Genomic DNA, 25,731 nt, shown 5'->3' with positions numbered 1-25,731 from the left:
TATATGTAAGATTGCTACAAGTTTTTACCTGAAATCATTGCCAAATATATAGAATCGCTGTAATACATATATTTATTGATTTTAAAAATGCGTTTCTTCAATCTACTTAATCGTCGTCAGGGTAAAATATTTACCATTGCGTTTATCGCTCTTCTAGCTACATTATTAGTTCAATTTTCCTTTGATTCCGATCGATTTGTTGGCAATATATTCCAACGAATTACTGTAGCGAAAGCTGGTTCTCAACAGTATCCTGCTTTAGGTACTGCGAATGTTGCTATCGGTGGAGGAGGTTATGTAACTGGAGTTTACCTTCACCCAAAAGAGCGTAATTTAGTATATATAAAGACCGATATTGGTGGTTTTTATCGGTGGAATCCCGCTGATTCAACTTGGATACCGCTTAACGAACAATTTACGAAGGCTAATAGCAATTACTTTGGAGGAGAAGCTTTAGCACTTGACCCGAAAGACACTAATATTGTATACATTGCTGTAGGCAAATATACTGCTGATTGGTGGCAGCCTCAAGGTACAATTCTTAAATCTTTAGATAGGGGCAGAACTTGGACTAAGCTGAATCTGGACTTGAAAATGGGTGGCAATGAATCACAAAGATGGACTGGTGAAAGATTAGCGGTTAATCCTTTCAACTCTAAAAATCTATTTTTTGGTTCCCGTCAAGATGGGCTGTGGAAGTCAGATAATGCTGGTCAGAGTTGGACTAAAGTCAAATCGTTTCCCAGACTCAATGACGATATTGGCATAAACGCTATAACTTTTGATAGATACACAAAAGGAACTATATATGCACTAGCTCATAAAAATGGAATCTACAAATCGATTGATACGGGTAAAACTTGGGTTGAAATTCCACAAAGTCCCGCCGAAGTCAACCGTATCGCCATAGGAAATGAGAATACTTTATATGTAACTCATGCCCAAGGTGTTAGCAAGTTTGTCAAAGGTAGTTGGAAAGATATTACTCCCCAGGAAAACAAACTAGCTTTCAACGCTGTTAGCGTTAATCCTAAAAACAGGGATGATGTTATGGTTGCTACTTATAGTGACTCATATACACAGATATTTCGTTCTTTGAACGGTGGAAGTAAATGGACTCAGCAGAAACGGCAAGCCAATAATACAGTTTCGTGGTGGTCTGACTATATGAAGTCAAAACCTTCGGTAGCCAGTATCGAATTTGACCCCTGGAATACAAGTAGGGTTTGGCTAACAGATTGGTACGGAATATGGCGAACTGACAATATTAATCGCAATCCGGTTGCGTGGACAAACTACCAGCGTGGACATGAAGAAATTGTCACCTTTACCTTGGTTTCAACACCCTCCGGAGCATTAATCAGCGGTTTGGTAGATGTTGAGGGATTCTACCATGACCGAGGACTAAATGCTTATCCGTCGAAAATGTTGAGTAGCAAACCTCATGATTTTCAAGATACTTATAGCATTGCTTACAGTCAAAAAAACCCTTTAAACATGGTAAGAGTGGGAGGAAGTCGTCATAACAATATTTATAGCGGCGCAACTTCTAGCGATGGTGGAAAAACTTGGAATAAGTTTTCGAGTTTTCCCAAAAATCAAATGGCGACGCGAGTAGCCATGTCTGCAACCGATCCCAATTTATTCGTTGTTACCCTCAGCGGTACTCAACCTCTGCGAACAACGGATGGTGGTGCTTCTTGGCTGGCGGTTTCTGGTCTGCCAAATGGCTTCGAGGGTACTTGGAATTGGACGCAACCTTTAGTAGCAGACAAAGTTGATGGCAATACGTTTTACTATTATGCCGACGAAAAAGTCTATCGCAGCAGTAACGGTGGTAAATCTTTTGAAGTCGTTTCTGAATCGCTACCCCATGCAGATTGGCACTCTTTAAAAACTGTTTCAGGAGTTAAAGGTGAATTATGGCTGAGTCTCGACGATCGAGGACTTTTCCACTCAACCGACGGAGGAAATAATTTTAGGCAAATTAGAGAAGTAAATAGAGCATATTTGATTGCATTAGGCAAGCCTAAAACCGGAAATAAAGGTAACGCACTATATCTATATGGAGAAATTGCTAACCAAGGTAAAGGTATATTTCGTTCTTTAAATAATGGACAAAATTGGCAAAGAATAGGCGATAAAAACAAACCTATCGGTAACGATCCAAACGTGATGGAAGCTAGTTCCACAGAGTTTGGTTTGGTTTTTATTGGCACCAATGGGAGAGGAATTTACTACGGTAAATAACTGAATAATTAACTACTTGAGATAATTTTAATCAAAAATAATGTCTACAAATAACATCTGCATCAACCAATTTGATGAAGTAGAATTGCTTGGCACAAAGTTTCATAAAGTCAGCGTCCAAGAATTAATTAATTTCATCGTTAGCTCGGCAAGTATTGACAAAAAAACAGTGGTAGGAAATGTTAACGTTCGGGCAATGAATTTTGCCTGCGAAATGCCTTGGTACAAAGATTTTATTAACAGGTCGGATTTAGTCTTTTGCGATGGATTTGGCGTATTATTAGGTGCAAAAATGTGCGGCTGCGGTGTAAATTCGGAACATCGCATGACTTGTCCCGATTACATAGAAAACTTGGCTTCTGCTTGCGAACGAGAGAATATTTCGCTGTATTTGCTTGCAGGTAAGCCTGGTGTTGTCGATCAAGCAATAAATAAATTGCAAATCATTGCGCCCAATTTAAAAGTAAAAGGACATCACGGTTACTTTCATAAATCTGGCATAGAAAATGAATATGTTGTGAATGAAATTAATCAATTTAAGCCGGATGTATTATACGTTGGCTTCGGAATGCCGTTGCAAGAACGCTGGATTATTGATAATTTCGACCGAATCAATGCAAAAGTTTTTTTACCTTTGGGTGCCTGCTTAGACTTTTATACGGGTGCAGTATATCGTGGCCCTCGTTGGATGACGAATCGCGGGCTTGAATGGTTATCGCGAATGTTTACCGAACCTAAACGATTGTGGCAGCGTTATGTTGTGGGTAATCCGCTATTTTTCTACCGTCTTCTCAAAGAACGTTTCGTAAAAATTTTCAAAAAGGGCGGTAAAGCATCCTCAATATATTAAGATAGATTGCATATTTTTATCAAATTAACTCGATTGCTCTTAGTTCATTTGATATTAAAGCTATCAACCTTAAAAAACATTTTATTTTACTTTTTAAGTAAAATAAATAATTGTACTATATTGATACAATATGGTTATTTATTAAAGCTTAATTAAATATTTATTTTTAATATTTGATTTTAATAATAACCTAATGATATTTCTCAAATAGCTATATACAAATCTTGTTTCAAGTGAATGAAGCAAGGTTTTATATCGCGAAAATTAGCAATTTATAACAACCGGGCAAGTAGTCTTAATACAGGTGTAATACTAACTATGGCTTATCGTTCTCTACCAGTAGTAAATCTTCGACCTGACTTAAGGTCAGCAAAAGGTGCAAACTTAAAAAAAGGAATTGCAGTTAGATTCCTGCGAGTTATAACCCTTGTTTCATTAGATATGATTGCTCTGAGCTTAGCATGGACTTTAGCAATCAATTTCGGTACGTTTTTAGAATCACCTTGGACGAAAAAGCCTTCATTTATCCTCCTAATTCTGATCGTTAGCATTGGCATGATTGCGACCAAGAGTTTATATTCCCCCGGTATTTATCGTCGTAATTATACTGCTTTAATCAAAGCCGTTACCCTTTCAGAAATTTTCTTACTATTAATTGCTTTTTTGTACGAACCAGATGGTTACGTTTCCCGATCTAGCTTTTTAATATCTTGGCTACTATCGGTAACTTTTACCTGCACGGGACGCTTGATATTTGATTTCTCAACTAAACTATTGCGTAAAAAAGGGGCAATTCGCTATCCGATTTTTGTAATTACCGATCCAGAGGATCGAGACGATTATGTAAGGTTCATTCAGAAGGAAAATTGTTATACCCTTGAAGGCGTTGTTGACTCAGAAAGTCTAGATAGAGAGAATCGAGAAGCAACTTTTGAATTTCTTAAGCGACAGGGTATCGTTGAGACATTTGTCTCTTGGAACGCAATCAAAAATAGACTGTATATTTGCTGGCATTTCCAAACTGCTGGTATTACTTTACGCATATTGCCAACAACCGATCGCATTTATCATCCTAAATCTACACTTTGGAAAATTGGTAATATTCCTTGTCTAACAATTCCAGCACCAATTATTGCAGGTAGCGACTTTTGGATTAAACGGTGTTTTGACCTTTGTTGTTCCATTGTTTTATTAATACTGTTTTCGCCTTTATATCTGTTAATTGCTTTACTAGTTAAACTAGATTCTCCCGGCCCAATATTTTTTAGACAAGAGCGAATTGGTTTACACTGTAAAAAATTTAAAATTTGGAAATTCCGCACTATGGTAACGAATGCGGAGAAATTACAGGCAAATTTAGAAGCGGAAAATGAAATAAAAGATGGGGTTCTGTTCAAAATGAAAGATGATCCTCGGATCACAAAAGTTGGTAAGTTTTTACGTCTTTACAGCTTGGATGAATTACCGCAATTATTCAATGTGTTATTAGGTGATATGAGTTTAGTTGGCCCTCGCCCTCTTCCTCTAAGAGATGTTGAAAAATTTCAACCGCCGCACTTTATCCGACAAGAAGTTTTACCAGGCATTACAGGTTTGTGGCAAGTTTCAGGTCGCTCGAACATCGAAAAATTTGAAGATGCAGTCAAATTAGATATTAATTACATTGAAAACTGGTCTATCCTTTTGGATATGAGAATTTTACTGCAAACTATACGAGTTGTTTTGCAGAAAACTGGCGCTTATTGATAGGTATTGTTTTACTAGGGGAGAGAAATAAAAATTGAATCTCTTCCCCAAATAAAGGCAAAAAAGCCTTGAATATAGCTTGCATGATTTAATATCTTATTCTAATATAAAATATTAGCTGGTTAACAACCTGTTAGACCTATTTCAGATAGTCGTAAAACATATTTTTGCATTAATTATTTTTTGGTAGTATAAAAATAGCCATTTTAAAATCTATTGATAAATAGTTATAAATTTTATATATTTTTTTATATTTTATTTTCCTGTACGTGTAAATATAAAATAAATTAATTAGATAACATACAGAATGATGAGTAGTTTCGATTTATATCTATTTACTTGTAGTTAAAAAATTAATAGTCAATTATTTGTTAATTATTTGATTCTATTTTTTGACAGGTCGAGATGATAATTTACATGAGTTATAAGGGTCATCAGGATGATAAAGAATAATAGCTTCAATAGAATCTCTTTGAAAGAAAGATTGCTCACCACTATTTTCGGTGGTATCCCGAATGTTTTTTTGGGTAAAAAGTTAAGGAATTTGGTTTATAGAAGTCTTTTAAATCGACTCGGTAAATCTGTTAATATTCAACATTTTGTAGAGCTAATTGGAACTTCTTCCATTGAAATTGGCGATAGCGTAAGTCTTTTGAAAGGAGTGCAAATCAATGCTTTAGGACATCCGAATAATAAGGTACATATAAAAGATAGAGCTAGATTAGAACGTGGTGTAGATATTCGCTCGCTCAACGATACACATATTATTATTGATGAAAATGCATATATAGGTCCCTATGTCACTATTAGCGGTACGGGAGATATAAAAATTGGTAAAAACTGTTTAATTGCACCGCATTGTGGAATATTTGCCAATAATCATATTTTTGCAGATCCCACTATACCTATTGAAGAACAAGGTATAACTCGGGAGGGAATTGTAATTGAAGATGACTGTTGGTTAGGACACAACGTCACGGTATTAGATGGAGTGATTATTGGAAAAGGAAGTATTATTGGTGCGGGTTCCGTTGTTAATAAGAACATTCCTCCTTTTTCTATTGCGGTAGGTACGCCTGCAAGAATCATCAAAAATCGTCTTGGTAGAGAAACAGCGAACTTTTCGTCACAAGCATCATAGAAAATCCTGTCATTGGCTTTTGTTTGACATAGAATTTTAGATTCATAACTTCTACTTTAATAAAATAATCTATCAACTTAAAATTGCCAGTTTGAAGCAAGCAGAAGATAATTCAAAAAATGAAATTGCCCCGACCTATTTTTTCAAGAAGGAACAAGCAAAATAATCGTAAATCTTAAGTTGGAATAACCCGTAATTACCTGAATTTTAGCAAAAGTAAAATAATTTGAGGTAGATGCACTTCTAGATAAAAAGTGGATGAATTGAACTGTTTAATTCAAGTTTAATTCAAGTTAATTAAATAAATATTGAATTCATCCACTACAGATTTATCTCATAAGTAGGTTTGACAAAAAACGGGAATAACCGTTCTTTTCAAATTTATTACCCATTGCTTTGCGGTAAACATCCAAATAACCATCTACCATGCTTTTGATGCTGAAATTCTGCTCGACATGAGCGCGACACACTCTTCTATCTATTTCTCCCAAACGTTGAACAGCTTTAACAAAATCATCAACGCTGTCGCATAAGAAGCCTGTCTTTCCATCTGCAATTACTTCTGGAACTGAACCCAATGGCTTCGCAAGTACCGGAGTTCCCGCTGCCATCGATTCCGTCATTACCAATCCAAAAGGCTCTCTCCAAGTTATAGGGAATAACATGGCGATCGCACCACCCAAAAGTTCGTTTTTCTCGAAGTGATTAGCTTCGCCCAAATATTCTATATGCTTGCCGTCAATATGAGGCTTAATTTTGCTGTCAAAATAATCCACATCAACTCTATCGACTTTACCAGCCATCTTCAAAGGTACGCCGGATTTTTGAGCAATTTCGATAGCGATGTGAGTACCTTTTTCCGGAGAAATTCTTCCCAAAAATGCCAAATAGGGGGAAGACTGCGATTCAGCGTAAAAACGATGGCTTTCAGTATCGATACCGTTATACACTGTTGCAGCATAATTTAACTCCTTTATTGGCTCGCGTTGGGCATCTGAAATGCTTACATAGTGCTGCTCGCGTGCTTCGGTATATATCTGCTTGGTGTCTGAATTAAAAGCACCGTGTAGGGTATGAATCGTTGGAGTTTCAACAAAACCAGCGTGAAAAAGAGAAGTATAACCAACGTGAGAATGAATGATATCAAAGTTTCTAGCTTGCTTATAGACTCGACTTAACTGTAAAGCTTCATAAGCAGAATACTCTGTTATAGAGGGTTCCAAACGAAAAGCGCGGGGATAAACAGACTCTAACTTTGCTAAAGTTAGTGAATCTCCCGAAGCGAACAAAGTCACTTCATGTCCTCGCCGGACTAATTCATCAGTCAACAAGCCTACGACCAACTCAACACCGCCATAGCCGGGGGGAGGAACTCTCTCCCACAGTGGAGCAACTTGAGCTATTCGCATATAAATCTCCTAAAATTTTTGTAATCAACTGTAACGAAGCGGGCCAGATATACTCAACTATCTTTAGATAGGAATATACATTTACCTTCAGAGGTACAGAACTTTGATAAACGGTTTCAAGAGTGCATATCTAGCAATTTAATCTCAGTTGTTGAACATAGTACTGTTAGACGATAAATTTAATTAATCAAACATAGCATTGACGGACATACCCTCAAATACCTGAAATTAAGTTGGCTTTTCGTCTAGGTTTGATGATCCCTCTAACGTGTTTCCCCATACAATTCACCTTGATTATACGCGAAATTCTGGAAAAAGTTTTGCTAGTTTAATCACATTATTATCCACAATGCTTTCTCCAGGGCTGATACAAGGGTTTCCAAATTTGATCTTAAATCTAATTTTTAGAACATTTTATCTAAATAGTTATCAATACTACAATTACAGTAGTTGTTACCGCACTTTGTATAACTTAAGGAAAATTTAATATTGTTTGTTTTTTAAATGTATAATAGTTATCAATTTTGAGACTATGTATCTAAAAAAAACGGCTAATATTATCGTTTGAATTGCTTATATTACATAGTGTAAGATAGCACAATTTTAGTAATGGTTATTACATAATTATTTTGTTAAATAAACTAAAAGTTGCAAATAATGTCCGATAAATCAACTAAACAACCGTTGATAACATTACTTACCGACTTTGGAATTAGCGACGAGTACGTTGGGGTAATGAAAGGTGCGATCGCGCAAATAAATCCGATGTTGAGGGTGGTTGACATAACGCATCAAATCCCACCACAAAATATTGCCGCAGCCCGGTTTTGTTTAATGAATGCTTATCCATATTTTCCTGCGGGTACCGTACACGTTGCGGTGGTAGATCCTGGAGTAGGAGGAAAGCGTAGAGCGGTTGCTGTAGAATTAGCGCAAGGCTTTTTAATTGCTCCAGATAATGGTTTGCTCGGTGGAGTTTTGAATCAAAATAAAAATTCTGTTATTTCAGCAGTGGAATTAACGAATCCCGAATATTGGCTGACATTTGAGGCTAGTACTACCTTCCACGGTAGAGATATTTTTGCACCTGTGGGAGCGCATCTAGCTAATGGCATATCTTTGCAAGAATTAGGACGAGAGATAAATCTTGAAAGTTTAGTAAAGTTAGATTTACCAGAATGCACTCAGAAGGATGATAGTGTTATGGGCTGCATTCAATATATTGACCATTTTGGAAATTTAGTGACAAATATTCCTCAGAGTTATGTCAAAGGGAATAATTGGAATATAGAGATAAGAGGAAGGAAAATAAAAGCGCGGGAAACTTATTCAGATGTGAAAATTGGAGAATTAATTGCACTTATTGGTAGTCACGGATGGGTAGAAATTGCCGTAAATAGCGGTAATGCACAATTAGAATTAGCTGTAGATAATGGTTCTCAAGTGCGACTTAGTTGATAACTAACAATAATTTATTATGGTTCTTCAGTAAAAAGAGATGCGACATTTATAGGACTTAATAGCGCCCCCTTAAAAAGGGGGGTTGGGGGGATCTAGAATATCTGGAATACTACACTTTCCGTTATAGCTTTATCCATGTACATCTGGGTGGAAAGTTCTTAGTAACGGTGAGAATGGACATTTAGAATTGTCTAATTTGGGTAAAATTCAAATCCGTGGTAAAGCAAGAACTTGGGGAGTTCCTACCACTTGCACAATTGTTTATCGTCATGGGAAATGGTACGCATCTATTTCCCTACAATGCACCCCTCAAAGAAATACTGGAATCGGTGCAATTGGTTTGGATTTTGGATGCTTAACTGCGGTGGCTGCAAGTGACGGTACAATCCGAGAAAATCCGCGTTTTCTTGCAACTGCTACTCACTGTGGTGGGTTGGCGGCAACTGTCGAAGGTGAAGTGTCAGAAACCTCGTCCATGTTGAAAACATGGGCGGGGTAGTTCATTACGATCTCGTTCAATTTGCCACACGGGCTTACTTGGGCAGATTGACGTAGGGCTTCCCCGGATTCGAGCTAACATAACTAAAGATGATAGGAGATAGATTTATAAATATGACAGTAGCTCAAACTTCTGCCCGCCAACTTTTACGGGAAGCTTACGACAATCGTTACACCTGGGACAAGAATTTCCCCGGTTACACCGCAGATGTAACTTATAAATATGATGGTAAAGAATTTAAGGGAAAAGTCCGCGTTAACTCCGATTTAAAAGCTGAAGTTTTTGATATAGAAGACACGCAAGCTAAAGAAGCAATTAATAATCAGTTGTGGGAAATAGCAATTCACCGCATTAGACGTGAATTTGAAGACTCACACAAAGACAATAGTTTTAGCTGCGGAGAAACAGACGAATCCGGTGCTGTAGAAGTTTTAGTTGGTGGTAAGTCTTCCGGAGACAAATACAAGATTCGCGATCGCGAAGTAGTTCTAGTTCACCGTCACATTCACGGTGTAGTAGTCACCATCAACACTTTCAGCACTCACGATACCGGCGCAGGCTACCTTGCTCACCGCTATGATTCGGTATATCACGATCCGAAAACAGGCGAACAAAAAGGTGGAAAAAGCGAATTTGAAGACAACTACGAAAAAGTTGGTGATTATTCCATCCTTAACGAACGGATAATTACCACCGAAGTCGAAGAAAAGCCCATGACAATGCAATTTATCTTCTCCAATATTCAGATGTTGGGATAAGGAGAGGGGGTAGAGGGGGGAGAGGGGGAGATGGGGAGACAAGGAGACAAGGGGAAGTTTAAACATATTAACTCCCAACTCCTAACTCCTAACTCCTCACTCCTAACTCCTCACTCTTTAAATCCAAAACAAAAGCATCCGTTGTTAAAATCCAAAATCCACAATTTAAAATCCTATAACTACTCCCTACTCCCTTAATTTATGAACATTATCTTCCCAGTTTTTACCGTCAAAAGGCACGATTTCAAATTGCGATATGACATCGCCATCGAGGCAACGTAGATTTACGTCAACACAATCGGGATGGCTGCGAGGAATATAAAAAGAATGAATTCCGCAGTTTTTACAAAATTTATGCTTGGCTACACCAGTATTGAAAGTGTAAGTCGTTAAATTATCTTCACCCTTCACCAAAGTAAACTTGTCTTGCGGCACTATTAAATGCAAGAAACCTTTTTTAGCACAAATTGAGCAATTGCAGTCATCAGCTTTGCGATTATCGACTACAACCCGAAAACGCACCGCACCACAATGGCATCCACCTTCGTAAGTATTCATAACAGTTATCAATTATCAATATTGAATTTATAACTCTTAACTCCTAACTCTTTTTGCAATTATTTACAAAAATTCCTGCAAAAAATCTAAGGTTTCATCTTCCCATAAGGGTTCTGGTGCTAACCAACTTAATTTTGTCTTAATATCTTCTTCTATTTCGTCGCTGTCTTTTCTGTCAAATAATTCCACCAAGATTTTCCAGTCACGCTCGTTAAATTCCTCTACGGGTGGAGCGTGTACTTCAGTTTTTTTCGGTACCGTACCGATTTCGATTGACTTAGGCGAAATATCGCTTTTCACAAATTAATAATAAATACGTTTTTATTTGAATTGGATCAATTAAAGATTAATTTTGATAATAAAGGCTATATCCCCTGTAAATCTGGAAAATAACCTGCATTCCTTATTCCGAATTAAAAAAGTTTACGTTTATTTACCGTATATTTATAAATATTAATAATTCTTAACAACTATTTGCCTCCTTATTTCATAAATAATTTTCTATAAAGTATTTTAGGTGAGTGTTTATCCTATCCTACTCAACCCCTTACCCTCAACGTTAATCGATATTAGGTAAGGATTGCTCAATTAATTCTAGGTGAAAGACTTCGGCAAAGCAGCGTGCAAGATCAAGCCGTACTTCCGCGCAAGTAATACCGGGAATCCATTCGGTCAAACTAGCTACTTGTTTATCAGAGATACCGCAAGGCACAATACGCTCAAATCCTTTCATGTCGGGACACACGTTTAATGAAAATCCGTGCATGGTAATCCAACGACTAACTTTTATACCAATTGCCGCTACTTTTCGCCCTTCTAACCAAACACCAGTAAGTGATGGTATGCGTTCTCCTTGCAATTTGTAAACCGCTAATACGCGAATTAATACTTCTTCTAATTGACGTAGGTACCAGTGCAAATCTTGGCGGTGACGCTGTAAATTTAAAATTGGATACCCTACCAATTGTCCGGGACAATGGTATGTTACTTCTCCACCTCGTTCGATTCGATGCACCTCATAAGTATTTGTGTCAATATCAAATTTGATGAATTCAGTGCTTGCTGCTTTTCCTAGAGTGTATACGGGGGGATGCTCAAGCAGTATCAGCACGTCATCCAAATTCGGACTTTTTACGCGAGTCACTTGAAGTTCTTTTTGCCACCTCCACGCATCTAGATATGGCATCACTATTTGGTTATATAGTAAACATCGGTTCGGAGTGTGAGACATACTATAAAAACTGCTAAAAGGCAAGATGGGTGAGGTACCTAGTGTGTTTCCAGTTACCTCGTTTAAGTCAATAAATGTCAAGCAATGCAAAGGATTTTAAAGGAAAGTCACATAAAGCTGTTTTGTAAAAAATCAAGTGTTAATTTGAATATATAGCTCAATCTTGGAGGAGTTCTCTACAAGCCATTACGCTCAATAAAAGTCTAAATGTAGGCAGCGTATGGTTTATACGCTTGTTTTGAGGGATAGCGTTTTTGAAAAGATTTGTTCTGACACTTAGCGATCCCCAGTTATAAAGGATATAAACAACTGAAGTAGAAAAAAAGAGATAATTAAACCGGAGTCTAACTTAAATACGAGAAAATCTTGCATTAAGCAAAAATGGTTTACTCACTTAAGCGTTTCATAGCTTAACAAAAACGGTAGTTACCTTTAACTAACCCTAATTCGTTCAACCTTTCTTGATACCAAATAAAATATTTCAGCGGGAGAGTTTTCATGAAGCTTGTTATCCACGGCAAAAATATTGAAATCACGGATGCAATTCGGGAATACGTGCATCAAAAGATCGAAAAAGCTGCGAGTCATTTTCAGCATCTTACTAACGAAGTTGATGTACATTTGAGCATAGCTAAAAATCCCCGAATTAATCCTAACCAGACAGCGGAAGTAACAATTTACGCGAATGGTAACGTCATCCGTGCCGAGGAAAGCAGTGAAAATTTATATGCCAGCATTGATTTAGTCGCAAATAAAATCGCCCGTCAACTGCGAAAATACAAGGAGCGACGGCGAGATCAGAAAATACACGCCCATAGCAACAATAATATCGAAGAAGTAATTCCAGAAGTAGTCACGGATTTAATTGGCGATCGCACTCCCGAATTACCTGAAGAAGTAGTTCGTACTAAGTATTTTGCCATGCCACCGATGAGTCTTTCAGAAGCTTTGGAACATTTGCGAATGGTGGGACATGATTTTTATATGTTCCATAACAGCGAGACAAACGAGATAAATGTGATTTACGAACGCAACCACGGTGGTTATGGTGTAATTCAACCTCGCAATAACAGTCATTCTAACGGTAATGGAAATGGTAACGGTAAAGCTCACGGCAGTTTTACTATGCCTTCCAAAGTAAACTCCAATCATTAAATCGGCAGTTGGATGAATATACATCTAACCCCAGCCCCTTTGCTATAGAAGGTGAGTAAGCCCCAAATAGCTACGTTGTACGCAGCACAAGTCTTCCGAGTTTATTTCATAACGTTTCGATCCCCCCTAGCCCCCCTTTTCAAAGGGGGGAATCGGAGTTAAAGTCCCTCAATTTAGCGGGGGATTTAGGGAGATCGAAACGTTATGCGCGTACATCGCAGCCCCACATAGGAACAGAGATCAAATTAGTTAAATATTTTCAAATCTATAATAGACTTTTTGTTACCATACTCTTATGGTTAGCGATTGCTTATATTATGTACCGTCAGCGCTGGTTTATTAAAGTTCATATTAGTTAAAAGTTAGATATTTAAAAATTATTCTGAATAATTAGACTAATTTTGTTTTTATCTAAGTAAATTTGGGAACTATAAAAATAAGAGAACTTTCCCAAATATACAAAATTAATGCGTAAAAATAATCAGTCAAACCAAAAAAATCATCATCGCGCTCAATTTACTGCTCGTTTTGGCTGTGGTTTTATATTTGGTATCTTCGCTGCGATTGCTTTAGGATTTGCTGTTGATGCTCAAACATTTGCTGGTTTAATAGGGATAATAATTGTATCGGCAGTGGTATGTGGTTTATTATCTGTGGCTTTTGGCGATAAGTTTTGGCAGTGGCTTCGTTTTTGGATATAACATTAATTTGATGAGCAAAATATTGGTCAAAAAAAATGTCCCTTGAACCTTGTAAAGTTTGTGGTGTTCTCAACAGTAGTGAAGAAGAAATTTGTCTTAGCTGTGGTTTTCCCACAAAAGGAAGAAAACGACCTCTAATATTTCAAGTAGCAGCAGTTGTTCTCGTTTTGGCTTTTCTCATACCTTTAATTGCTACTTTAATTAACTTAATTAAACCGCAGCAAAAGCAACTACCAACGAATACAAAAACATCTTTAAACTTGTAGGATGTGTTAGACGCACTAGGGATATTTAGCTTTAACCAATAACCTTGATACGTTTAACGCACCATCCGAGATTATTACATTGTTACTTCATTTCAAATAATTCTTCAATACAACCAAAATATAAGAAGACGTTGCACTGTACACGCCGTCTCTACATGATTGATTTGTTCGATCGTTAATCTGAAAATATTTTTGAATTTACAGCACAAAATTCAAACGGTGCGTTAAGCGCGAATATATATTTTTGTGATTATCGGAATTAGCCATCGCGCAATAACACACCCTACATTTATCACACGTTAGAAACTTCTATTTCAATTTCCTGTTCATTAGCATTCAAAGCATCGAGAGTATCCCAAATTTGCTGCAACATTGGCTGTAAACCTTCACCAGTCACGGCAGAAATTATGAAAACTGGTGCAAAAGAAAGATGATTTAACTGAGTTGCTAATGCTTCTAAATCCACGCCTTCTTTATCAACAGCATCAATTTTATTCAAGGCGATAATTTGGGTTTTGTCTCGCAATTTCCGCCCATATGTCTGTAATTCCTGAACAATCGTGTTGTACTCGCCAACTACATCTTCGCTGGTTGCATCAATTACGTGCAGCAATAAGCGGGTACGTTCGATGTGACGCAAAAAATCATGTCCTAATCCCGCACCTTGCGAAGCACCTTCAATTAATCCGGGAATGTCAGCAAAAACCGTACCGTCACCAGTTGGTTTTCTAACTACTCCCAAATTAGGTACTAAAGTTGTAAAAGGATAATCGGCAATTTTGGGACGTGCTGCCGATAAAGCCGAAATTAAAGTTGATTTACCAGCATTTGGTAATCCAATAATTCCAACTTCAGCTAATAGTTTTAACTCCAAACGTAAGGCTTTAATTTCTCCATCTAATCCCGGTAAAGCGTGTTCCGGGGCGCGGTTGCGATTGCTCAAAAAATATTTGTTTCCCAGTCCGCCTTTACCGCCTTCTGCAACTAATAAAGTTTGTCCGGGTTTAGTTAAATCGCCAATTAACTCATCAGTTTCGCCATTGTAGACAGCAGTACCGCAAGGAACTTCAATTAATAAATCCTCTCCAGATGCACCTGTCATATTTTTCGGGCCACCGCGAGAGCCATTTTGGGCGACAAAACGACGCTTGTATCTAAAGTCCAGCAGGGTTTGTAGGTTTTCAGAAACAACTAAAATCACCGAACCACCGCGTCCTCCATTACCTCCCGAAGGGCCGCCAGCAGGTACATACTTTTCTCTACGAAAAGCAACAATACCATCACCGCCTTTACCTGCTTCTACTTCAATTTTTGCTTGATCGATAAATTGCATAATTTAGTTATTAGTTATTAGTTATTAGTTATTAGTTGTTAGTCGTTAGAGTCAGGAATTGACTTGAGGTATGAGTTTAATTGAGGTGCTAGGTTATCAATGATTGATTTTAGCGATTCTATCTGCTCTGTTGTTAAAAGTTTACGATGATAGGAGCGTCTTAGCCAATGTTGAGTTTCGTACAAGGAACCTCTCGCAATCCGAATAAATCGCTTGTTTTCTTTATTAGTTCCTCTACCTATACATAAAGCAATATTCGCACCTACACTGTCTGCCGAACGAATCATCTGCTTACCAACAGTATCTATCGGCAATGACTCCCATCTTTTAACAATTTCCCAGATATTATCGGCTAATCGCTCAGATAATTGATACACCCTTAAATCCTGAAACCTCATAAGAGCCATTTGTCTCCATAACTAACAACTAACCACTAACAACTAACAACTATTAACTAAATATATTCCGAAATATCCTCTTTACAATCATCTGCTAAATAGGTCAAAGCGCGGAAACGCAAACCTACGAGTTGTTCGTAAAGCGGATTTATTTTACATAAGGGAGGAATATGTACAATTTTGCGTCCGAACAGCTTGACATCCCGCTCGAAAGGGCATTGATTGGGAATCATTTTGCATAGAAAGCGGGCGACTTTGGGATCTTCGACATCCAAACCATCAAGCCAATCTCGTAGAGGATTTAAGGCTTCAATGGGCGGCTTTACTGGACGTATCAGAGATGATGCAGCCCCGGAAGCAGCTTCTACTGGTTGAGGATTTTCTAAGGTGTGGCGCAGAGATTCCAGCAGATTTTTCGGCTCTCCGAGAGCTTCACACAGTTTGTGCAATAGCTCGTCTTCGCTGGGAGAATAAATTCCGTCGGCGATGGCTACCATTACCGCTGTTCGCAAGAAGTTCTCTGCTATAGAGGTATTTTTACCAAAAACAGCAGCTAATTCTTCTGGCGTTATCGTTTCGTATGATTCAACATTCATCCCCCCGACTAATTCGTCTTGGGCGATCGCACTTATCGATTGCTTTTCTTGCTCGTCAAAGTTTCCGTCAGCCCAAGCAATAGTCAACAGTCCACGCAGCCAAGCGGATATTTGCTCGCTGCTGTAGGGAGATTTAACAGCAATGGTCATAACTCACTTCTCTAACTTTCCTGCAATACAATGGTAGCTCGCTATCTCCCACCGTTTTTTTCAACTTATTGCCAATTTTTATAAAAAAGTTTTTTGCTAGACATATACATAAGTGCGATCGCGCTTTCCTTTATTAAATTTTTCAAGTAGCAAAATTTGCAATAAAATCTTTGCTTGTATTGGTTTTCAAGGATTATCTTGATTTTTTCAAAACACACTTGCCTGTCTTAACTTAATACATAATTCCTATTGATGTAAATTAATTTTAATGGTATTATTGATAATTATTTTTAATTAAATTTTTATCTGTTTGAAAGCAAAATTGTATTTATACCGTGAAAAGGTACATTTTGAAAACCCAACTCAATCTCGATACTGCTGAACAAACACTATTAATTTCCCTTTTAGGAAGAGGTAAACAATTTGAACGTGAATCCATTGAAAAACTTTCCGTCTTCAATTCAGTTAAGACAATACTTCCAGATGTATTTAAGCAAACAGCAAATTTAACAACTCTTTGATAAACTTATTGAGAATTTTTATGATTTTATATTGTCGCTGATGGTGAAAAGACAAAAGCGATTAATAAAACAGATGTCAGTAAATTTTGACAGTCTGTATTTCACATATTCGTCAGATTCACAATTGGAACTTTGATCCTAACTGTGATGAAATTATTACCTTCACAAATTCCTATGGTTTGACATGATGTCAAATCGCTTAAACCACAATTACTAACTGCTCGTAAGGAATAAATAATGTTTCATTTTGGCATCGAACATGAGGTTGCTTTCATTAATAATGCTGGAAATTTTGCTGATTTTTCTAACGTAAAATTTAATGATTTTAACCAAATAGTCGAAAAGTTACCTGTCTATCAAGATGATTACCCCGAATTACGCATCGGAGACGCTGGAATTAAGCAGAAGCGTTGGTATATAGAAGGTTTTGAACGTTTCGCTGATTCTGAAAAAGTGATCGAATGCGTACCCAAAGGAATCGAAATTAGAACAACTATAAATCCCGATATTCATAGTGCGATCGCTGAGTTATCTGAAAGTTTCCGTTTGTTGAGAGAAACAGCAGCAGAATATGGTTTTTCACCAGCATTAATCAGTTTCAATCCTCACTACGATGCATTCGCACCGAATCCACCTTTAAACGAGTATGAAACGAAACGAAGACAGGCTTCTCCTGAGAAGCAAACTGCTAATATTCCCATGCTTACTTATGGCCCAGATTTGAATATTTCGATGGTAGGCTTAAGTACCGAGCGTATTATTGATATTGGTAAAAAGCTGACTTATTATAGTCCTTATATTATACCTTTCAGTTACAGTTCTCCTTTTTATCAAGGTCGTTTATGGGAAGGTTTTAGTGTACGAACCTTTGTGAGAACCGGAAGAAGACCTGCGGCGATGGTATTCTTGGAAAAGCAACAAGAACTAATCAAAAGTATTCCATCTCTGACTAAAATTGCTCGCATTCCCGCAGAAATTGGTCGAATTGAATTCAAAGCCTTTGATAGCTGTAGCAATTTCTCTATGTATGCTGCTTTATTAGCTTTATTAAAAGGTATTGTTTTAGACGAATCGTTATCTGGTAGAGCAATCGTACCCGATGCCCAAAAACACCAACTTTCTGCACAAGAAGGGTTTGATAACGAAGAAATTTTTCAAAATGCAAAACTGATTCTGCAAGTGGTAGAAACTACGTTAAAAAATGACCCCGATATAAATTTACTCGCACCTTTGAAAACTTTTTTAGAAAAGCGAGAAACACCAGCACACGAACTTATTAGGCTGTACAAAAATACTAATTCTATAGAAGCAACGCTAAAACAAACTTACATTAACTAAGTAACTTGGCGTTGAAAATCGTAATTAGGATCGGACAGTATGCAATTGGGAGTAGGCAGTAGGGGTAAAGCTTTGTAGATGTTAGGACTTACGCGAAGCCCCCCCTTTTAAAGGGGGGTTGGGGGGGATCTTAACGTTGGGAATACCTAATTTTATTTCCCTTACAGGACACGCTACGCGCTTCGTTGCGATCGCGTAAGTGCTAGCTAGATCTGTAAGTGCCTTCTCAAAGAGAAGCTGATTTACATTTTGTTATATCGCAGTATTTGTTTGTGCCGACTTACTTAACGGTTATTTGCTAACTATTACAAGATTAAGAACTAGTTAAAGGTTAAAGGATAAGGGAAAGAAAGACTTAAAGACGATTCTTACCTTTATCCTATAGCCCTTTTTTTATTCAAGTAAAGCTAATTAAGCTTCAATTCTTCCTGCTTTCTTGCTTGTACTTCCTGCCAAACATCTTCCCAACGTTCGCTAATTAAATCTTGGAGTTTAGCTAGATACTCTTCAGACTGGTAATTGTCTTCTTCATCCTTTGTTTTACTGTCAGTAAATAATAAGGAGGGCATAGTGGATGATACTTTAATCATGATAAATTTGACGACTTCAAGGACTATTGCAATTTTATAGCAACAACTGTGGCAAGTTGTATGCAGCTTTACAAAATATGATAGTAAACTATATTCAGATATACATCAGTTCTCAGGAATTGTAAGTACTTCCAAAACAATTTTTGAAAAGAAATTGGTTATTTTTGGATTAAAAGTCAGGGAATGTAAATATATTTACGCGGAGAATTTTGGTAATTAGTAGTTGCTGATACAAAAACTAATTAACTAAGTTTGTTTACTTAGGAAATCAAAATATTTGAGTAAATTTAATTCTAGTTAATAGATAATTATTGTTTAATAGCTTATTCATAAAATCCTGACATAGTATTTAATTTACACGTCAAACAAAAAAGATAAAGGATTGCTCATATTTTCAGCAAAACCAAGAATACCTTTATCACGATGTTGGTAAATCAAATTTCCATTGGAATCAAACAAAAAAGTTCCTCCTCGCTGTGTCAAATAAGTCGAATCGGGAACGTAAGTATTCCAATTGCTTAAAACCTCAGTCATATTTCGCAAACGTAGAGTTGCAAGTTCAAAAGGGCGCTGAAAACCTTTTCCCCCAGCAGCGTTGAAAAACGAACCTTTAATATCTGGTAGCGGTGTATCGCGAACAACTTCTTCATCGCCAATTAGTTGAGGTGCTTTTTTATCTCCTTTGTAACCCCTAAAAACTTCCGCCAAAGTTCCCCGGCTGCCAATCCCGGCACACATCAACATTAAATTGAGCCAAGCCTTTTGTGAGCTTGATAGCAGAGGAAAGTTTATATTTAAGCCGCGATAAAGTTCTAACTTGGCGTGAATTTCAGCTTGCGAATCTACGAATAGCCATTCTTGGGGGAATTTAGTGTAATTACAAAACTTAATGCCGGAATTGCGATCGCCAATTCCGATAGCGCGAATAGTAATTCCTTTATCTTGCAGCTTATATCTTTCTCTTTGCAGCCACCAAGCATATTCTAAATTATCAAAATCCCCCAATTGCGACCAAATTAGTACCAGTAATTTTGAAGCATTCGAGCAGCCATCTAAAACGGGTTTTATTTCACCATCGCTGATTCGCAGACAGTTAGCGACACTCAAAGTAGAGTAAACATCTGGAGAGTTAAAGCGTGTTTGGGTATTCATTAGATGTTAGCCTTAATGGTTCAAATATTATTTTAAGACTTTCACCTTCACAATTCACGATTGCTTGTTTAAACAGGTGCAAATGATCTAATTCGCTAATTCGTTCGGTAACGAAATTTGATTATTTAATCGACAATTTTTACAAATTCCATGCGTACAAAATCATACAATTTACGAATTTTTTTATTTTGCTCGTAGTTGAGAGGTTTGTCAAATAGCATTATTTTGCACAACCAATTTTGGTCATGTCGAGTAATTGTACGAGTTGCAAAGATTCTTTGGATAGTATTTTCCATGATAAAACTCCATGTAAGAATTGTAAAATCTTTATTTTTCTGATTGACTTTATAGCTTCTTTAAGTATGACAAGGGTAATTAAAGATTGTAAATATCAAAAGTTCATAAAAGTTAATATACTCAATTCATCCTCTAGTCGTAGTTTCTTTAATCAAAAGTCTTAGGATGAGGATTTGTTTCGATTAGATAATTTTGGTAGCGTTAAATCTTCCTGTAAGGTGTACCGCTCCATTAGGGGATATAAACTCAAATTAATAATCAACTTCTTTTAATCGTTGCCTCTAAACTCGAAGATGTGCATATTAATAATTAAGGGGAAGGCAAAAAAATTGTACGCGCTTGCCTAAAAAGCTTATTCTTCGTCTTCTCATTCATAGCCGCACCCTTTTAATTTATGGTGCGGAAAAAAATGTAGGGTGTTTCCGGTAGAAGACTCCAGCGCAACCCTACTTATTGGATATTTTTTTATTTGGAAGCCACTTAATTCATACAATGTTATCAGGAAATATCAAAATCTCTGAACTACCATCGGTTTACTTGTTAGAAAAACATAAATTACCATCATGTGCAGCTATCTATTTTGTATCTGATAGTAATGGTCAAATTATTTATATCGGTAGAACTGTCAACTTAGTTGAAAGATGGAGAGAACATCATCGATTTAACCAACTGAAAAGATTTAATCGAAAAACCCGCGTTACAATTAGCTGGATAAGTTGTAGCAATGAGATAAAAATCCTTTCACAACTCGAAAATGAGTTTATAAATTTATATAAGCCGCCGTTAAACTGGTCAAAAGTAGTAACACCAGTTAGAAAAATTACTCCAGCTTTAACAGCATTACAGCAGAGTCTTTATCAGCTATCCAAGTTTAACACTATGATTTTTGGGTTTGACCCAATTGCAGATGAAGAACCACCAACAATATATTTGCTATATCCTGTTTATGGTCTTCGAGGTGTATCAGGTAGTATACGGTCTACATTTAAAAATATAAATAAAAAAGCTAGTTCTTTGAAATGGAAAGAGTACCAAACAACTCCTAAATCTGGAGGTAAATTTGGATATTGGGAAACCGAATATAACGGTATAAGAATAGACTTATCTCCATTTCAAGGCTTAGTTCACTTTATGAATGATTCAGTTTGCCGAACCGTTGCTGGGGTAGAACTTATGGCTTTTAGTCATGAGCAAATAGAAACACTTATACAGAATGTACCAAATCTTGAAGAAGATATCTCCGATCTAGGTGGTTTAGAAGATGATCCTATTCCAGTAGAGCTTGTTAATAAATATTCTAATCAAGAGAATTCTAAAGATATAGTTAAAGTTGAACCTTGGGAGGAATTAGAACCAATGCCTGAAGGCTTTTCTAGAGCGATGACTCGTCAGTTCTTGTATGTTGATGGTGTAGAAATCGAGGTATGCCACAACACTAATGGGAAGAATTTTATCCGGCATAACGTTTACTGGTGGATAATGTATGGACGAAAAAATCCCGATCCAGTACGTGAGTGCATAGTAAAAAACCTTGAAGATTGCGTCGAACGTCTACCTACTATCAAATGGTGTGGTTATAAATTTAGATTTGAAACCATTATTTTTAATGAAGACGATGTAGAAGTTGAGAGTGTATTACTCCCGTTGGAAATGTTCGAGCATTTGATTTTGCAAGCAAACCCTGGAGGTAAGCTGCTTGAAGAAATTCAAAGTGGAGAATATAAATCAAAGCCAAATGATACAGCAAGTATAAAATTATTTGCATGGCTACAGCATAATTCATTATCTTCGCTGCTACAAACAAATAACAGCTAAACTCTTGTAATATTAGGACTATGAAAACCCAGTTTTTGGTTTCTCAAAAATTTCAACGAAAACAGCATTTCCATCCCTAAAAGAAACAACACCAACTGCTTCATCACCAGTTATCTTTAGTGGTAACGGGGCAGGTAAACAAAACTCAAATATGAGCCGAGTCATTGCAATATTTAACCAAACGGGAGGTGTTGCCAAAACTATCCTTAATGCAAGAACACCAAAAAAACCATATATTAATCCAATCATTTCATTATTGGTGATGTTTTTATTCATTGTATTGTTAAGACAATTGAAATTAATTCAACAATCTCTCACAATTGATTATCCGAAAAGGTACAGATTTGCCTTATTTGACTAGTACAATTACAAACTTATACAACTGTTCTAGTCAAAAAACTCTTAACTGTACCGTGTATAACTGTACAAAATCACATATATTCCACATAGAGATTTATAAATACTGAGCCGTGAAGATTCCTTTAGATAGAAAGTCACGCAAACCTATCTATTTACAAATTAAAGACAGAATCACTCGTTTAATTAAATCTGGAGCATTACAACCAGAAGAACGTTTACCTTCAATTCGTTCTTTAGCAGAGAATTTACAAGGTAAAATACTTAAAGAGCATTTCTCAGCGAAACTCTGCGCTAACCTTGGCGAAACTTTGCGTTAAATTACTTGTTTAATATATTATTCTTCCTCGATCAAAACTAAATTTAAAACATGAAACAAACCATCATCCAAGTTGACGCATTTACCAACAAACCCTTCACCGGAAACCCCGCTGCCGTCTGCGTTTTACCTTCCCCCAAAGATGACGAATGGATGCAAAACGTAGCAAAGGAAATGAATTTATCCGAAACCGCATTTTTAGTAAAACAAGAAGACGGTTACAGTCTAAGGTGGTTTACTCCAGCAACAGAAGTACCATTGTGCGGTCACGCCACCCTTGCAAGTTCTCACGTTTTGTGGTCGGAAAATCATCTTTCTGCCGACGAATCAGCCCGTTTTCATACCAAAAGCGGTTTATTAATTGCCAAAAAACAAGAAGATTGGATTGAATTAGATTTTCCCGCGAATCCTTCCGAAGCTATTTCTACACCTATGGAACTTAGTGAAGCCTTGGGAGTACCCGTTAAAACAGTAGTGAAAAATTCTCTGGGTTATTTAGTAGAAGTTGAATCCGAAGAATTAGTTAGAAATATAGAACCAAATTTTACAATTTTAGCAAAACATTTTCCAGAAGTTATTGTTACTAGCGTTGCTGAAAGTAGCTCGGAATATGATTTTGTATCGCGCTTCTTTTGTCCGGGATTAGGTATCAATGAAGACCCCGTAACGGGTTCTGCACATTGCTGTCTCGCACCTTATTGGAGAAATAAATTAAATAAAGATGAATTTTTAGCTTATCAAGCATCAAGTAGAGGTGGTGTTGTAAAAGTAAAATATTCCGGTGAAGATAGAGTTTATTTGAGGGGACAAGCTGTTACAGTTTTACGAGGAGAATTAATAGGTTCGTAGTTGCGCTTTAGCGCATCCGGGAAGAAGCGCTAAAGCGTAACTAATAACATATTTTTATTCATATTTGCTTAAAATAAAGTTAATTGTTTAGGAATATCTTCTTTACGTAAAACATTGCAAAATCCCAAATCTAGATATTGTTTTATATCTACAAATATTTTTTCTGCTAATATTTGTCCTAACATGACGGGAACGGCATTTCCGATCATTTTGTAGCCATCACCAATATACTTATACTTAAAAATAAAATTGTCTGGAAAAGTTTGAATTCTCGCACATTCTCTAACAGATAATCTTCGATATGGTTTTGGCGATCGCTCATCAAATTTCCATTTATCTTTTTCAACCCAAATCATTTTATTTGCTTGTGGATGCATAGGAGCGTGTCTAGCACCAGCTTGTATTGTAAAAGATGCTTCGTTCCAACTTCTTACTCTATTTCGAGACATATAAATACTAGAAAAGCTACCTTCTTTATATTCATGATTTGGTATTAATGTATTACTTTCATTGATTTTAGAATCTATTGCAATAGCTTCAATATCTTTAATATCGTAAATAGCATTTTGGAGAGTCAATTGATTCTTGATTGCATAGGGAAATTCAAATCTTCCACCAATATCTTCTCGATAACCAATAATAATTACTCGTTTTCTATCTTGGGGAACTAAATAATCCGCAGCATTCAATAACTTATAGGTGACTTTATATCCAGCATCTTTAAAATGAGCCAAAATACTTGTAAATGCTCGATCGTGTTTTTTCGCTAAAATGCCACCGACATTTTCAGCTAGAAAAAATAAAGGCTTTTTTTCTTTGAGAATTCTAATATAATCAAAAAATAATTGACCTCTACTATCATCAATACCTCTTTGCGCTCCAGCTTCACTCCAACTTTGGCAAGGTGGGCCACCTATAATACCAATACAGTCAGGAATATCATCGGGGACTATTTTTCTTATATCTCTTTTATCTAATTGGGTATTCGGGTGATTAAATTCATAAGTATCCCAGATTGACTTATCATGTTCATTTGCCCAAACAACATTAAATCCAGCTTGCTGAAAGCCTAAATCCAATCCTCCGCAACCTGAAAATAAAGATACAACATTCATGACTTAACAATGATAAATTTAATTATTAATTCTATAGCTAATCATTTTAGCAGAAATAAGTTGAGCCGGATTGTTTGGAGATTTAATATTTACGTTTTCGATTGTGAAACTTTGATCTGATATCATTTCTATAAGCTTTCTTGCTTCAGAAGAAAAAGATAAATATTTTTCTTTTTTCATTATTGCTATTAATTTAAAAGTGTTGATGTCAATATTTTCAAAAAGATAATCATATACAAATACAGGGTTTTTAATTCCCCACATACCTCGTATTCTTAAATATGTGATGCCTAGAGGATCTACTTTATTTACTCTTCCTAACTCTTTAGTTTCAGAAAATTCAACGTCTGGAATTTCGGTTATTCCACTGTTAATTTTATTGCGAATCCTTTGATATATTTCTCTATCAGCAGCATAGCAATCACCGTATATCAACCACAGCAATTGCAGCTTTTTGTCCTTTACAACTCCAATCGCATAAATTATGTCCTTTTCTTGCCAATCTTCGCATTTACGGCAAGAATTCGTTATCATTGGTTCGTCAGAGTACAATTTACATTTAGGATAAGAACTATTTAACGCAATGCTTGATTTCAGTGATTCTATCTTCTTAACTTCTATTGCATCACTATTCTTCAAGATTATATCAGGTGGATTGTTCTGATTACCTATGTAAGAAAAAGCTTCTGAATATTTTTGATTTTTAAGGTTTAAGTCGTTTTCGTCTAAAGCTTCAGAAAATATATCTTTTATAAAACATTCTAAAGCATCACCTACGCTATTGATTCTATTTTTACCTTGATAATAATTTACTAGATCTGAAATAGGATTCTCAATAATCGTTTTAATTGCTTTAAGAATATTAGCCATTCATAG

28 protein-coding genes are annotated in these 25,731 nt (G+C 36.5%); 15 read left to right on the top strand and 13 right to left on the bottom strand.

Going from position 1 to position 25,731, the window contains the following annotated elements; translation table 11 throughout:
- Window positions 1-87 precede the first annotated feature (87 nt).
- From ACM03V_RS09935 to ACM03V_RS09920, 4 genes are all read left to right on the top strand, one after another.
- Window positions 88-2,250: a hypothetical protein gene (locus ACM03V_RS09935; protein WP_414620603.1), complete on the top strand. Its 2,163-nt coding sequence runs from the start codon at window positions 88-90 to the stop codon at window positions 2,248-2,250.
- 40 nt (window positions 2,251-2,290) lie between these two features.
- The gene (locus ACM03V_RS09930) at window positions 2,291-3,100 is read left to right on the top strand and encodes a WecB/TagA/CpsF family glycosyltransferase (RefSeq protein ID WP_414620602.1); all 810 of its coding nucleotides are present in this window, start codon (window positions 2,291-2,293) and stop codon (window positions 3,098-3,100) included.
- 318 nt (window positions 3,101-3,418) lie between these two features.
- Window positions 3,419-4,846: a sugar transferase gene (locus ACM03V_RS09925; protein ID WP_414620642.1), complete on the top strand. Its 1,428-nt coding sequence runs from the start codon at window positions 3,419-3,421 to the stop codon at window positions 4,844-4,846.
- Window positions 4,847-5,285: 439 nt separating this feature from the next.
- A complete protein-coding gene (locus ACM03V_RS09920) occupies window positions 5,286-5,987 on the top strand; it encodes a DapH/DapD/GlmU-related protein (RefSeq protein ID WP_414620601.1) in 702 nt (233 codons plus the stop codon).
- A gap of 329 nt (window positions 5,988-6,316) precedes the next feature.
- Here the strand turns inward: ACM03V_RS09920 and ACM03V_RS09915 are convergent, their stop codons facing one another.
- Window positions 6,317-7,396, bottom strand: a complete 1,080-nt coding sequence (locus ACM03V_RS09915; RefSeq protein WP_414620600.1) for a glycosyltransferase family 4 protein — start codon at window positions 7,394-7,396, stop codon at window positions 6,317-6,319.
- Window positions 7,397-8,053: 657 nt separating this feature from the next.
- Between ACM03V_RS09915 and ACM03V_RS09910 the strand changes: the two genes are divergently transcribed.
- The 3 genes from ACM03V_RS09910 (at window position 8,054) to ACM03V_RS09900 (ending at window position 10,114) form a co-directional block, all read left to right on the top strand.
- Window positions 8,054-8,854, top strand: coding sequence for an S-adenosyl-l-methionine hydroxide adenosyltransferase family protein (locus tag ACM03V_RS09910; RefSeq protein WP_414620599.1), 801 nt, complete (start codon window positions 8,054-8,056; stop codon window positions 8,852-8,854).
- A gap of 190 nt (window positions 8,855-9,044) precedes the next feature.
- Window positions 9,045-9,356 (top strand): hypothetical protein, encoded by a 312-nt coding sequence (locus ACM03V_RS09905; protein WP_414620598.1) that lies wholly within the window; start codon window positions 9,045-9,047, stop codon window positions 9,354-9,356.
- 113 nt (window positions 9,357-9,469) lie between these two features.
- Window positions 9,470-10,114 (top strand): DUF3386 domain-containing protein, encoded by a 645-nt coding sequence (locus tag ACM03V_RS09900; protein ID WP_414620597.1) that lies wholly within the window; start codon window positions 9,470-9,472, stop codon window positions 10,112-10,114.
- 186 nt (window positions 10,115-10,300) lie between these two features.
- On the opposite strand, the gene ACM03V_RS09895 is transcribed toward ACM03V_RS09900, so the two are convergent.
- The 3 genes from ACM03V_RS09895 to lipB form a co-directional block, all read right to left on the bottom strand.
- Entirely contained in the window at window positions 10,301-10,672 is a 372-nt protein-coding gene (locus ACM03V_RS09895; protein ID WP_414620596.1) for a GFA family protein, read from the bottom strand.
- A 63-nt stretch (window positions 10,673-10,735) separates the two neighbouring features.
- Window positions 10,736-10,972 carry a hypothetical protein gene (locus tag ACM03V_RS09890; protein ID WP_414620595.1) on the bottom strand — a complete coding sequence of 79 codons (237 nt, stop codon included), beginning with the start codon at window positions 10,970-10,972 and terminating at the stop codon, window positions 10,736-10,738.
- A gap of 259 nt (window positions 10,973-11,231) precedes the next feature.
- The gene (gene lipB, locus ACM03V_RS09885) at window positions 11,232-11,903 is read right to left on the bottom strand and encodes a lipoyl(octanoyl) transferase LipB (protein WP_414620594.1); all 672 of its coding nucleotides are present in this window, start codon (window positions 11,901-11,903) and stop codon (window positions 11,232-11,234) included.
- Window positions 11,904-12,401: 498 nt separating this feature from the next.
- Between lipB and hpf the strand changes: the two genes are divergently transcribed.
- The 3 genes from hpf (at window position 12,402) to ACM03V_RS09870 (ending at window position 14,025) form a co-directional block, all read left to right on the top strand.
- Window positions 12,402-13,058, top strand: a complete 657-nt coding sequence (hpf, locus tag ACM03V_RS09880; RefSeq protein WP_414620593.1) for a ribosome hibernation-promoting factor, HPF/YfiA family — start codon at window positions 12,402-12,404, stop codon at window positions 13,056-13,058.
- Window positions 13,059-13,525: 467 nt separating this feature from the next.
- Window positions 13,526-13,759, top strand: a complete 234-nt coding sequence (locus ACM03V_RS09875; protein WP_414620592.1) for a hypothetical protein — start codon at window positions 13,526-13,528, stop codon at window positions 13,757-13,759.
- Window positions 13,760-13,794: 35 nt separating this feature from the next.
- Window positions 13,795-14,025: a hypothetical protein gene (locus ACM03V_RS09870; RefSeq protein WP_414620591.1), complete on the top strand. Its 231-nt coding sequence runs from the start codon at window positions 13,795-13,797 to the stop codon at window positions 14,023-14,025.
- Window positions 14,026-14,317: 292 nt separating this feature from the next.
- Here ACM03V_RS09870 and obgE read toward each other — a convergent pair whose 3' ends face one another.
- The 3 genes from obgE to ACM03V_RS09855 form a co-directional block, all read right to left on the bottom strand.
- A complete protein-coding gene (gene obgE / locus ACM03V_RS09865) occupies window positions 14,318-15,358 on the bottom strand; it encodes a GTPase ObgE (RefSeq protein WP_414620590.1) in 1,041 nt (346 codons plus the stop codon).
- 38 nt (window positions 15,359-15,396) lie between these two features.
- Window positions 15,397-15,735, bottom strand: coding sequence for a four helix bundle protein (locus tag ACM03V_RS09860; RefSeq protein WP_414620589.1), 339 nt, complete (start codon window positions 15,733-15,735; stop codon window positions 15,397-15,399).
- A gap of 77 nt (window positions 15,736-15,812) precedes the next feature.
- Window positions 15,813-16,502: a Mo-dependent nitrogenase C-terminal domain-containing protein gene (locus ACM03V_RS09855; RefSeq protein ID WP_414620588.1), complete on the bottom strand. Its 690-nt coding sequence runs from the start codon at window positions 16,500-16,502 to the stop codon at window positions 15,813-15,815.
- Window positions 16,503-16,852: 350 nt separating this feature from the next.
- On the opposite strand from ACM03V_RS09855, the gene ACM03V_RS09850 reads away from it, so the two are divergent.
- Together ACM03V_RS09850 and ACM03V_RS09845 are read left to right on the top strand one after the other, a co-directional pair.
- A complete protein-coding gene (locus ACM03V_RS09850; RefSeq protein ID WP_414620587.1) occupies window positions 16,853-17,023 on the top strand; it encodes a hypothetical protein in 171 nt (56 codons plus the stop codon).
- Window positions 17,024-17,260: 237 nt separating this feature from the next.
- Window positions 17,261-18,361: a glutamate--cysteine ligase gene (locus tag ACM03V_RS09845; RefSeq protein ID WP_414620586.1), complete on the top strand. Its 1,101-nt coding sequence runs from the start codon at window positions 17,261-17,263 to the stop codon at window positions 18,359-18,361.
- A gap of 407 nt (window positions 18,362-18,768) precedes the next feature.
- On the opposite strand, the gene ACM03V_RS09840 is transcribed toward ACM03V_RS09845, so the two are convergent.
- From ACM03V_RS09840 to ACM03V_RS09830, 3 genes are all read right to left on the bottom strand, one after another.
- Window positions 18,769-18,951 (bottom strand): hypothetical protein, encoded by a 183-nt coding sequence (locus ACM03V_RS09840; RefSeq protein ID WP_414620585.1) that lies wholly within the window; start codon window positions 18,949-18,951, stop codon window positions 18,769-18,771.
- A 354-nt stretch (window positions 18,952-19,305) separates the two neighbouring features.
- Complete coding sequence (locus ACM03V_RS09835; protein ID WP_414620584.1) at window positions 19,306-20,103, bottom strand: peroxiredoxin-like family protein; 798 nt, start codon at window positions 20,101-20,103, stop codon at window positions 19,306-19,308.
- Window positions 20,104-20,228: 125 nt separating this feature from the next.
- Entirely contained in the window at window positions 20,229-20,399 is a 171-nt protein-coding gene (locus ACM03V_RS09830) for a hypothetical protein (protein WP_414620583.1), read from the bottom strand.
- Between the two features lie 493 nt (window positions 20,400-20,892).
- Here ACM03V_RS09830 and ACM03V_RS09825 point away from each other — a divergent pair, with 493 nt between their 5' ends.
- Window positions 20,893-22,215 carry a GIY-YIG nuclease family protein gene (locus ACM03V_RS09825; RefSeq protein ID WP_414620582.1) on the top strand — a complete coding sequence of 441 codons (1,323 nt, stop codon included), beginning with the start codon at window positions 20,893-20,895 and terminating at the stop codon, window positions 22,213-22,215.
- Window positions 22,216-22,233: 18 nt separating this feature from the next.
- Here ACM03V_RS09825 and ACM03V_RS09820 read toward each other — a convergent pair whose 3' ends face one another.
- Window positions 22,234-22,491: a hypothetical protein gene (locus ACM03V_RS09820; RefSeq protein ID WP_414620581.1), complete on the bottom strand. Its 258-nt coding sequence runs from the start codon at window positions 22,489-22,491 to the stop codon at window positions 22,234-22,236.
- Window positions 22,492-22,685: 194 nt separating this feature from the next.
- On the opposite strand from ACM03V_RS09820, the gene ACM03V_RS09815 reads away from it, so the two are divergent.
- The gene (locus ACM03V_RS09815) at window positions 22,686-22,892 is read left to right on the top strand and encodes a GntR family transcriptional regulator (RefSeq protein ID WP_414620580.1); all 207 of its coding nucleotides are present in this window, start codon (window positions 22,686-22,688) and stop codon (window positions 22,890-22,892) included.
- 50 nt (window positions 22,893-22,942) lie between these two features.
- Complete coding sequence (locus tag ACM03V_RS09810; protein ID WP_414620579.1) at window positions 22,943-23,740, top strand: PhzF family phenazine biosynthesis protein; 798 nt, start codon at window positions 22,943-22,945, stop codon at window positions 23,738-23,740.
- 68 nt (window positions 23,741-23,808) lie between these two features.
- On the opposite strand, the gene ACM03V_RS09805 is transcribed toward ACM03V_RS09810, so the two are convergent.
- Window positions 23,809-24,855, bottom strand: coding sequence for a DNA cytosine methyltransferase (locus ACM03V_RS09805; RefSeq protein WP_414620578.1), 1,047 nt, complete (start codon window positions 24,853-24,855; stop codon window positions 23,809-23,811).
- Window positions 24,856-24,873: 18 nt separating this feature from the next.
- Entirely contained in the window at window positions 24,874-25,725 is an 852-nt protein-coding gene (locus tag ACM03V_RS09800) for an NgoPII family restriction endonuclease (RefSeq protein WP_414620577.1), read from the bottom strand.
- Between the last annotated feature and the right edge of the window lie 6 nt (window positions 25,726-25,731).

This window comes from Calothrix sp. CCY 0018, from assembly GCF_963920925.1.
Classification (GTDB): domain Bacteria; phylum Cyanobacteriota; class Cyanobacteriia; order Cyanobacteriales; family Nostocaceae; genus Rivularia.
The sequence above is the reverse complement of the archived record's forward strand: the minus strand, read 5'-3'. Positions and strand labels throughout refer to the sequence as shown.

Excerpts from the sequence above, each read along its gene's own strand:
- ACM03V_RS09935 (WP_414620603.1), top strand. The coding sequence starts at position 88 with ATGCGTTTCTTCAATCTACTTAATCGTCGTCAGGGTAAAATATTTACC.
- ACM03V_RS09930 (WP_414620602.1), top strand. The coding sequence starts at position 2,291 with ATGTCTACAAATAACATCTGCATCAACCAATTTGATGAAGTAGAATTG.
- ACM03V_RS09925 (WP_414620642.1), top strand. The coding sequence starts at position 3,419 with ATGGCTTATCGTTCTCTACCAGTAGTAAATCTTCGACCTGACTTAAGG.
- ACM03V_RS09920 (WP_414620601.1), top strand. The coding sequence starts at position 5,286 with ATGATAAAGAATAATAGCTTCAATAGAATCTCTTTGAAAGAAAGATTG.
- ACM03V_RS09915 (WP_414620600.1), bottom strand. The coding sequence starts at position 7,396 with ATGCGAATAGCTCAAGTTGCTCCACTGTGGGAGAGAGTTCCTCCCCCC.
- ACM03V_RS09910 (WP_414620599.1), top strand. The coding sequence starts at position 8,054 with ATGTCCGATAAATCAACTAAACAACCGTTGATAACATTACTTACCGAC.
- ACM03V_RS09900 (WP_414620597.1), top strand. The coding sequence starts at position 9,470 with ATGACAGTAGCTCAAACTTCTGCCCGCCAACTTTTACGGGAAGCTTAC.
- ACM03V_RS09895 (WP_414620596.1), bottom strand. The coding sequence starts at position 10,672 with ATGAATACTTACGAAGGTGGATGCCATTGTGGTGCGGTGCGTTTTCGG.
- lipB (WP_414620594.1), bottom strand. The coding sequence starts at position 11,903 with ATGTCTCACACTCCGAACCGATGTTTACTATATAACCAAATAGTGATG.
- hpf (WP_414620593.1), top strand. The coding sequence starts at position 12,402 with ATGAAGCTTGTTATCCACGGCAAAAATATTGAAATCACGGATGCAATT.
- ACM03V_RS09875 (WP_414620592.1), top strand. The coding sequence starts at position 13,526 with ATGCGTAAAAATAATCAGTCAAACCAAAAAAATCATCATCGCGCTCAA.
- ACM03V_RS09870 (WP_414620591.1), top strand. The coding sequence starts at position 13,795 with ATGTCCCTTGAACCTTGTAAAGTTTGTGGTGTTCTCAACAGTAGTGAA.
- obgE (WP_414620590.1), bottom strand. The coding sequence starts at position 15,358 with ATGCAATTTATCGATCAAGCAAAAATTGAAGTAGAAGCAGGTAAAGGC.
- ACM03V_RS09855 (WP_414620588.1), bottom strand. The coding sequence starts at position 16,502 with ATGACCATTGCTGTTAAATCTCCCTACAGCAGCGAGCAAATATCCGCT.
- ACM03V_RS09845 (WP_414620586.1), top strand. The coding sequence starts at position 17,261 with ATGTTTCATTTTGGCATCGAACATGAGGTTGCTTTCATTAATAATGCT.
- ACM03V_RS09840 (WP_414620585.1), bottom strand. The coding sequence starts at position 18,951 with ATGATTAAAGTATCATCCACTATGCCCTCCTTATTATTTACTGACAGT.
- ACM03V_RS09835 (WP_414620584.1), bottom strand. The coding sequence starts at position 20,103 with ATGAATACCCAAACACGCTTTAACTCTCCAGATGTTTACTCTACTTTG.
- ACM03V_RS09830 (WP_414620583.1), bottom strand. The coding sequence starts at position 20,399 with ATGGAAAATACTATCCAAAGAATCTTTGCAACTCGTACAATTACTCGA.
- ACM03V_RS09825 (WP_414620582.1), top strand. The coding sequence starts at position 20,893 with ATGTTATCAGGAAATATCAAAATCTCTGAACTACCATCGGTTTACTTG.
- ACM03V_RS09820 (WP_414620581.1), bottom strand. The coding sequence starts at position 22,491 with ATGAATAAAAACATCACCAATAATGAAATGATTGGATTAATATATGGT.
- ACM03V_RS09810 (WP_414620579.1), top strand. The coding sequence starts at position 22,943 with ATGAAACAAACCATCATCCAAGTTGACGCATTTACCAACAAACCCTTC.
- ACM03V_RS09805 (WP_414620578.1), bottom strand. The coding sequence starts at position 24,855 with ATGAATGTTGTATCTTTATTTTCAGGTTGCGGAGGATTGGATTTAGGC.
- ACM03V_RS09800 (WP_414620577.1), bottom strand. The coding sequence starts at position 25,725 with ATGGCTAATATTCTTAAAGCAATTAAAACGATTATTGAGAATCCTATT.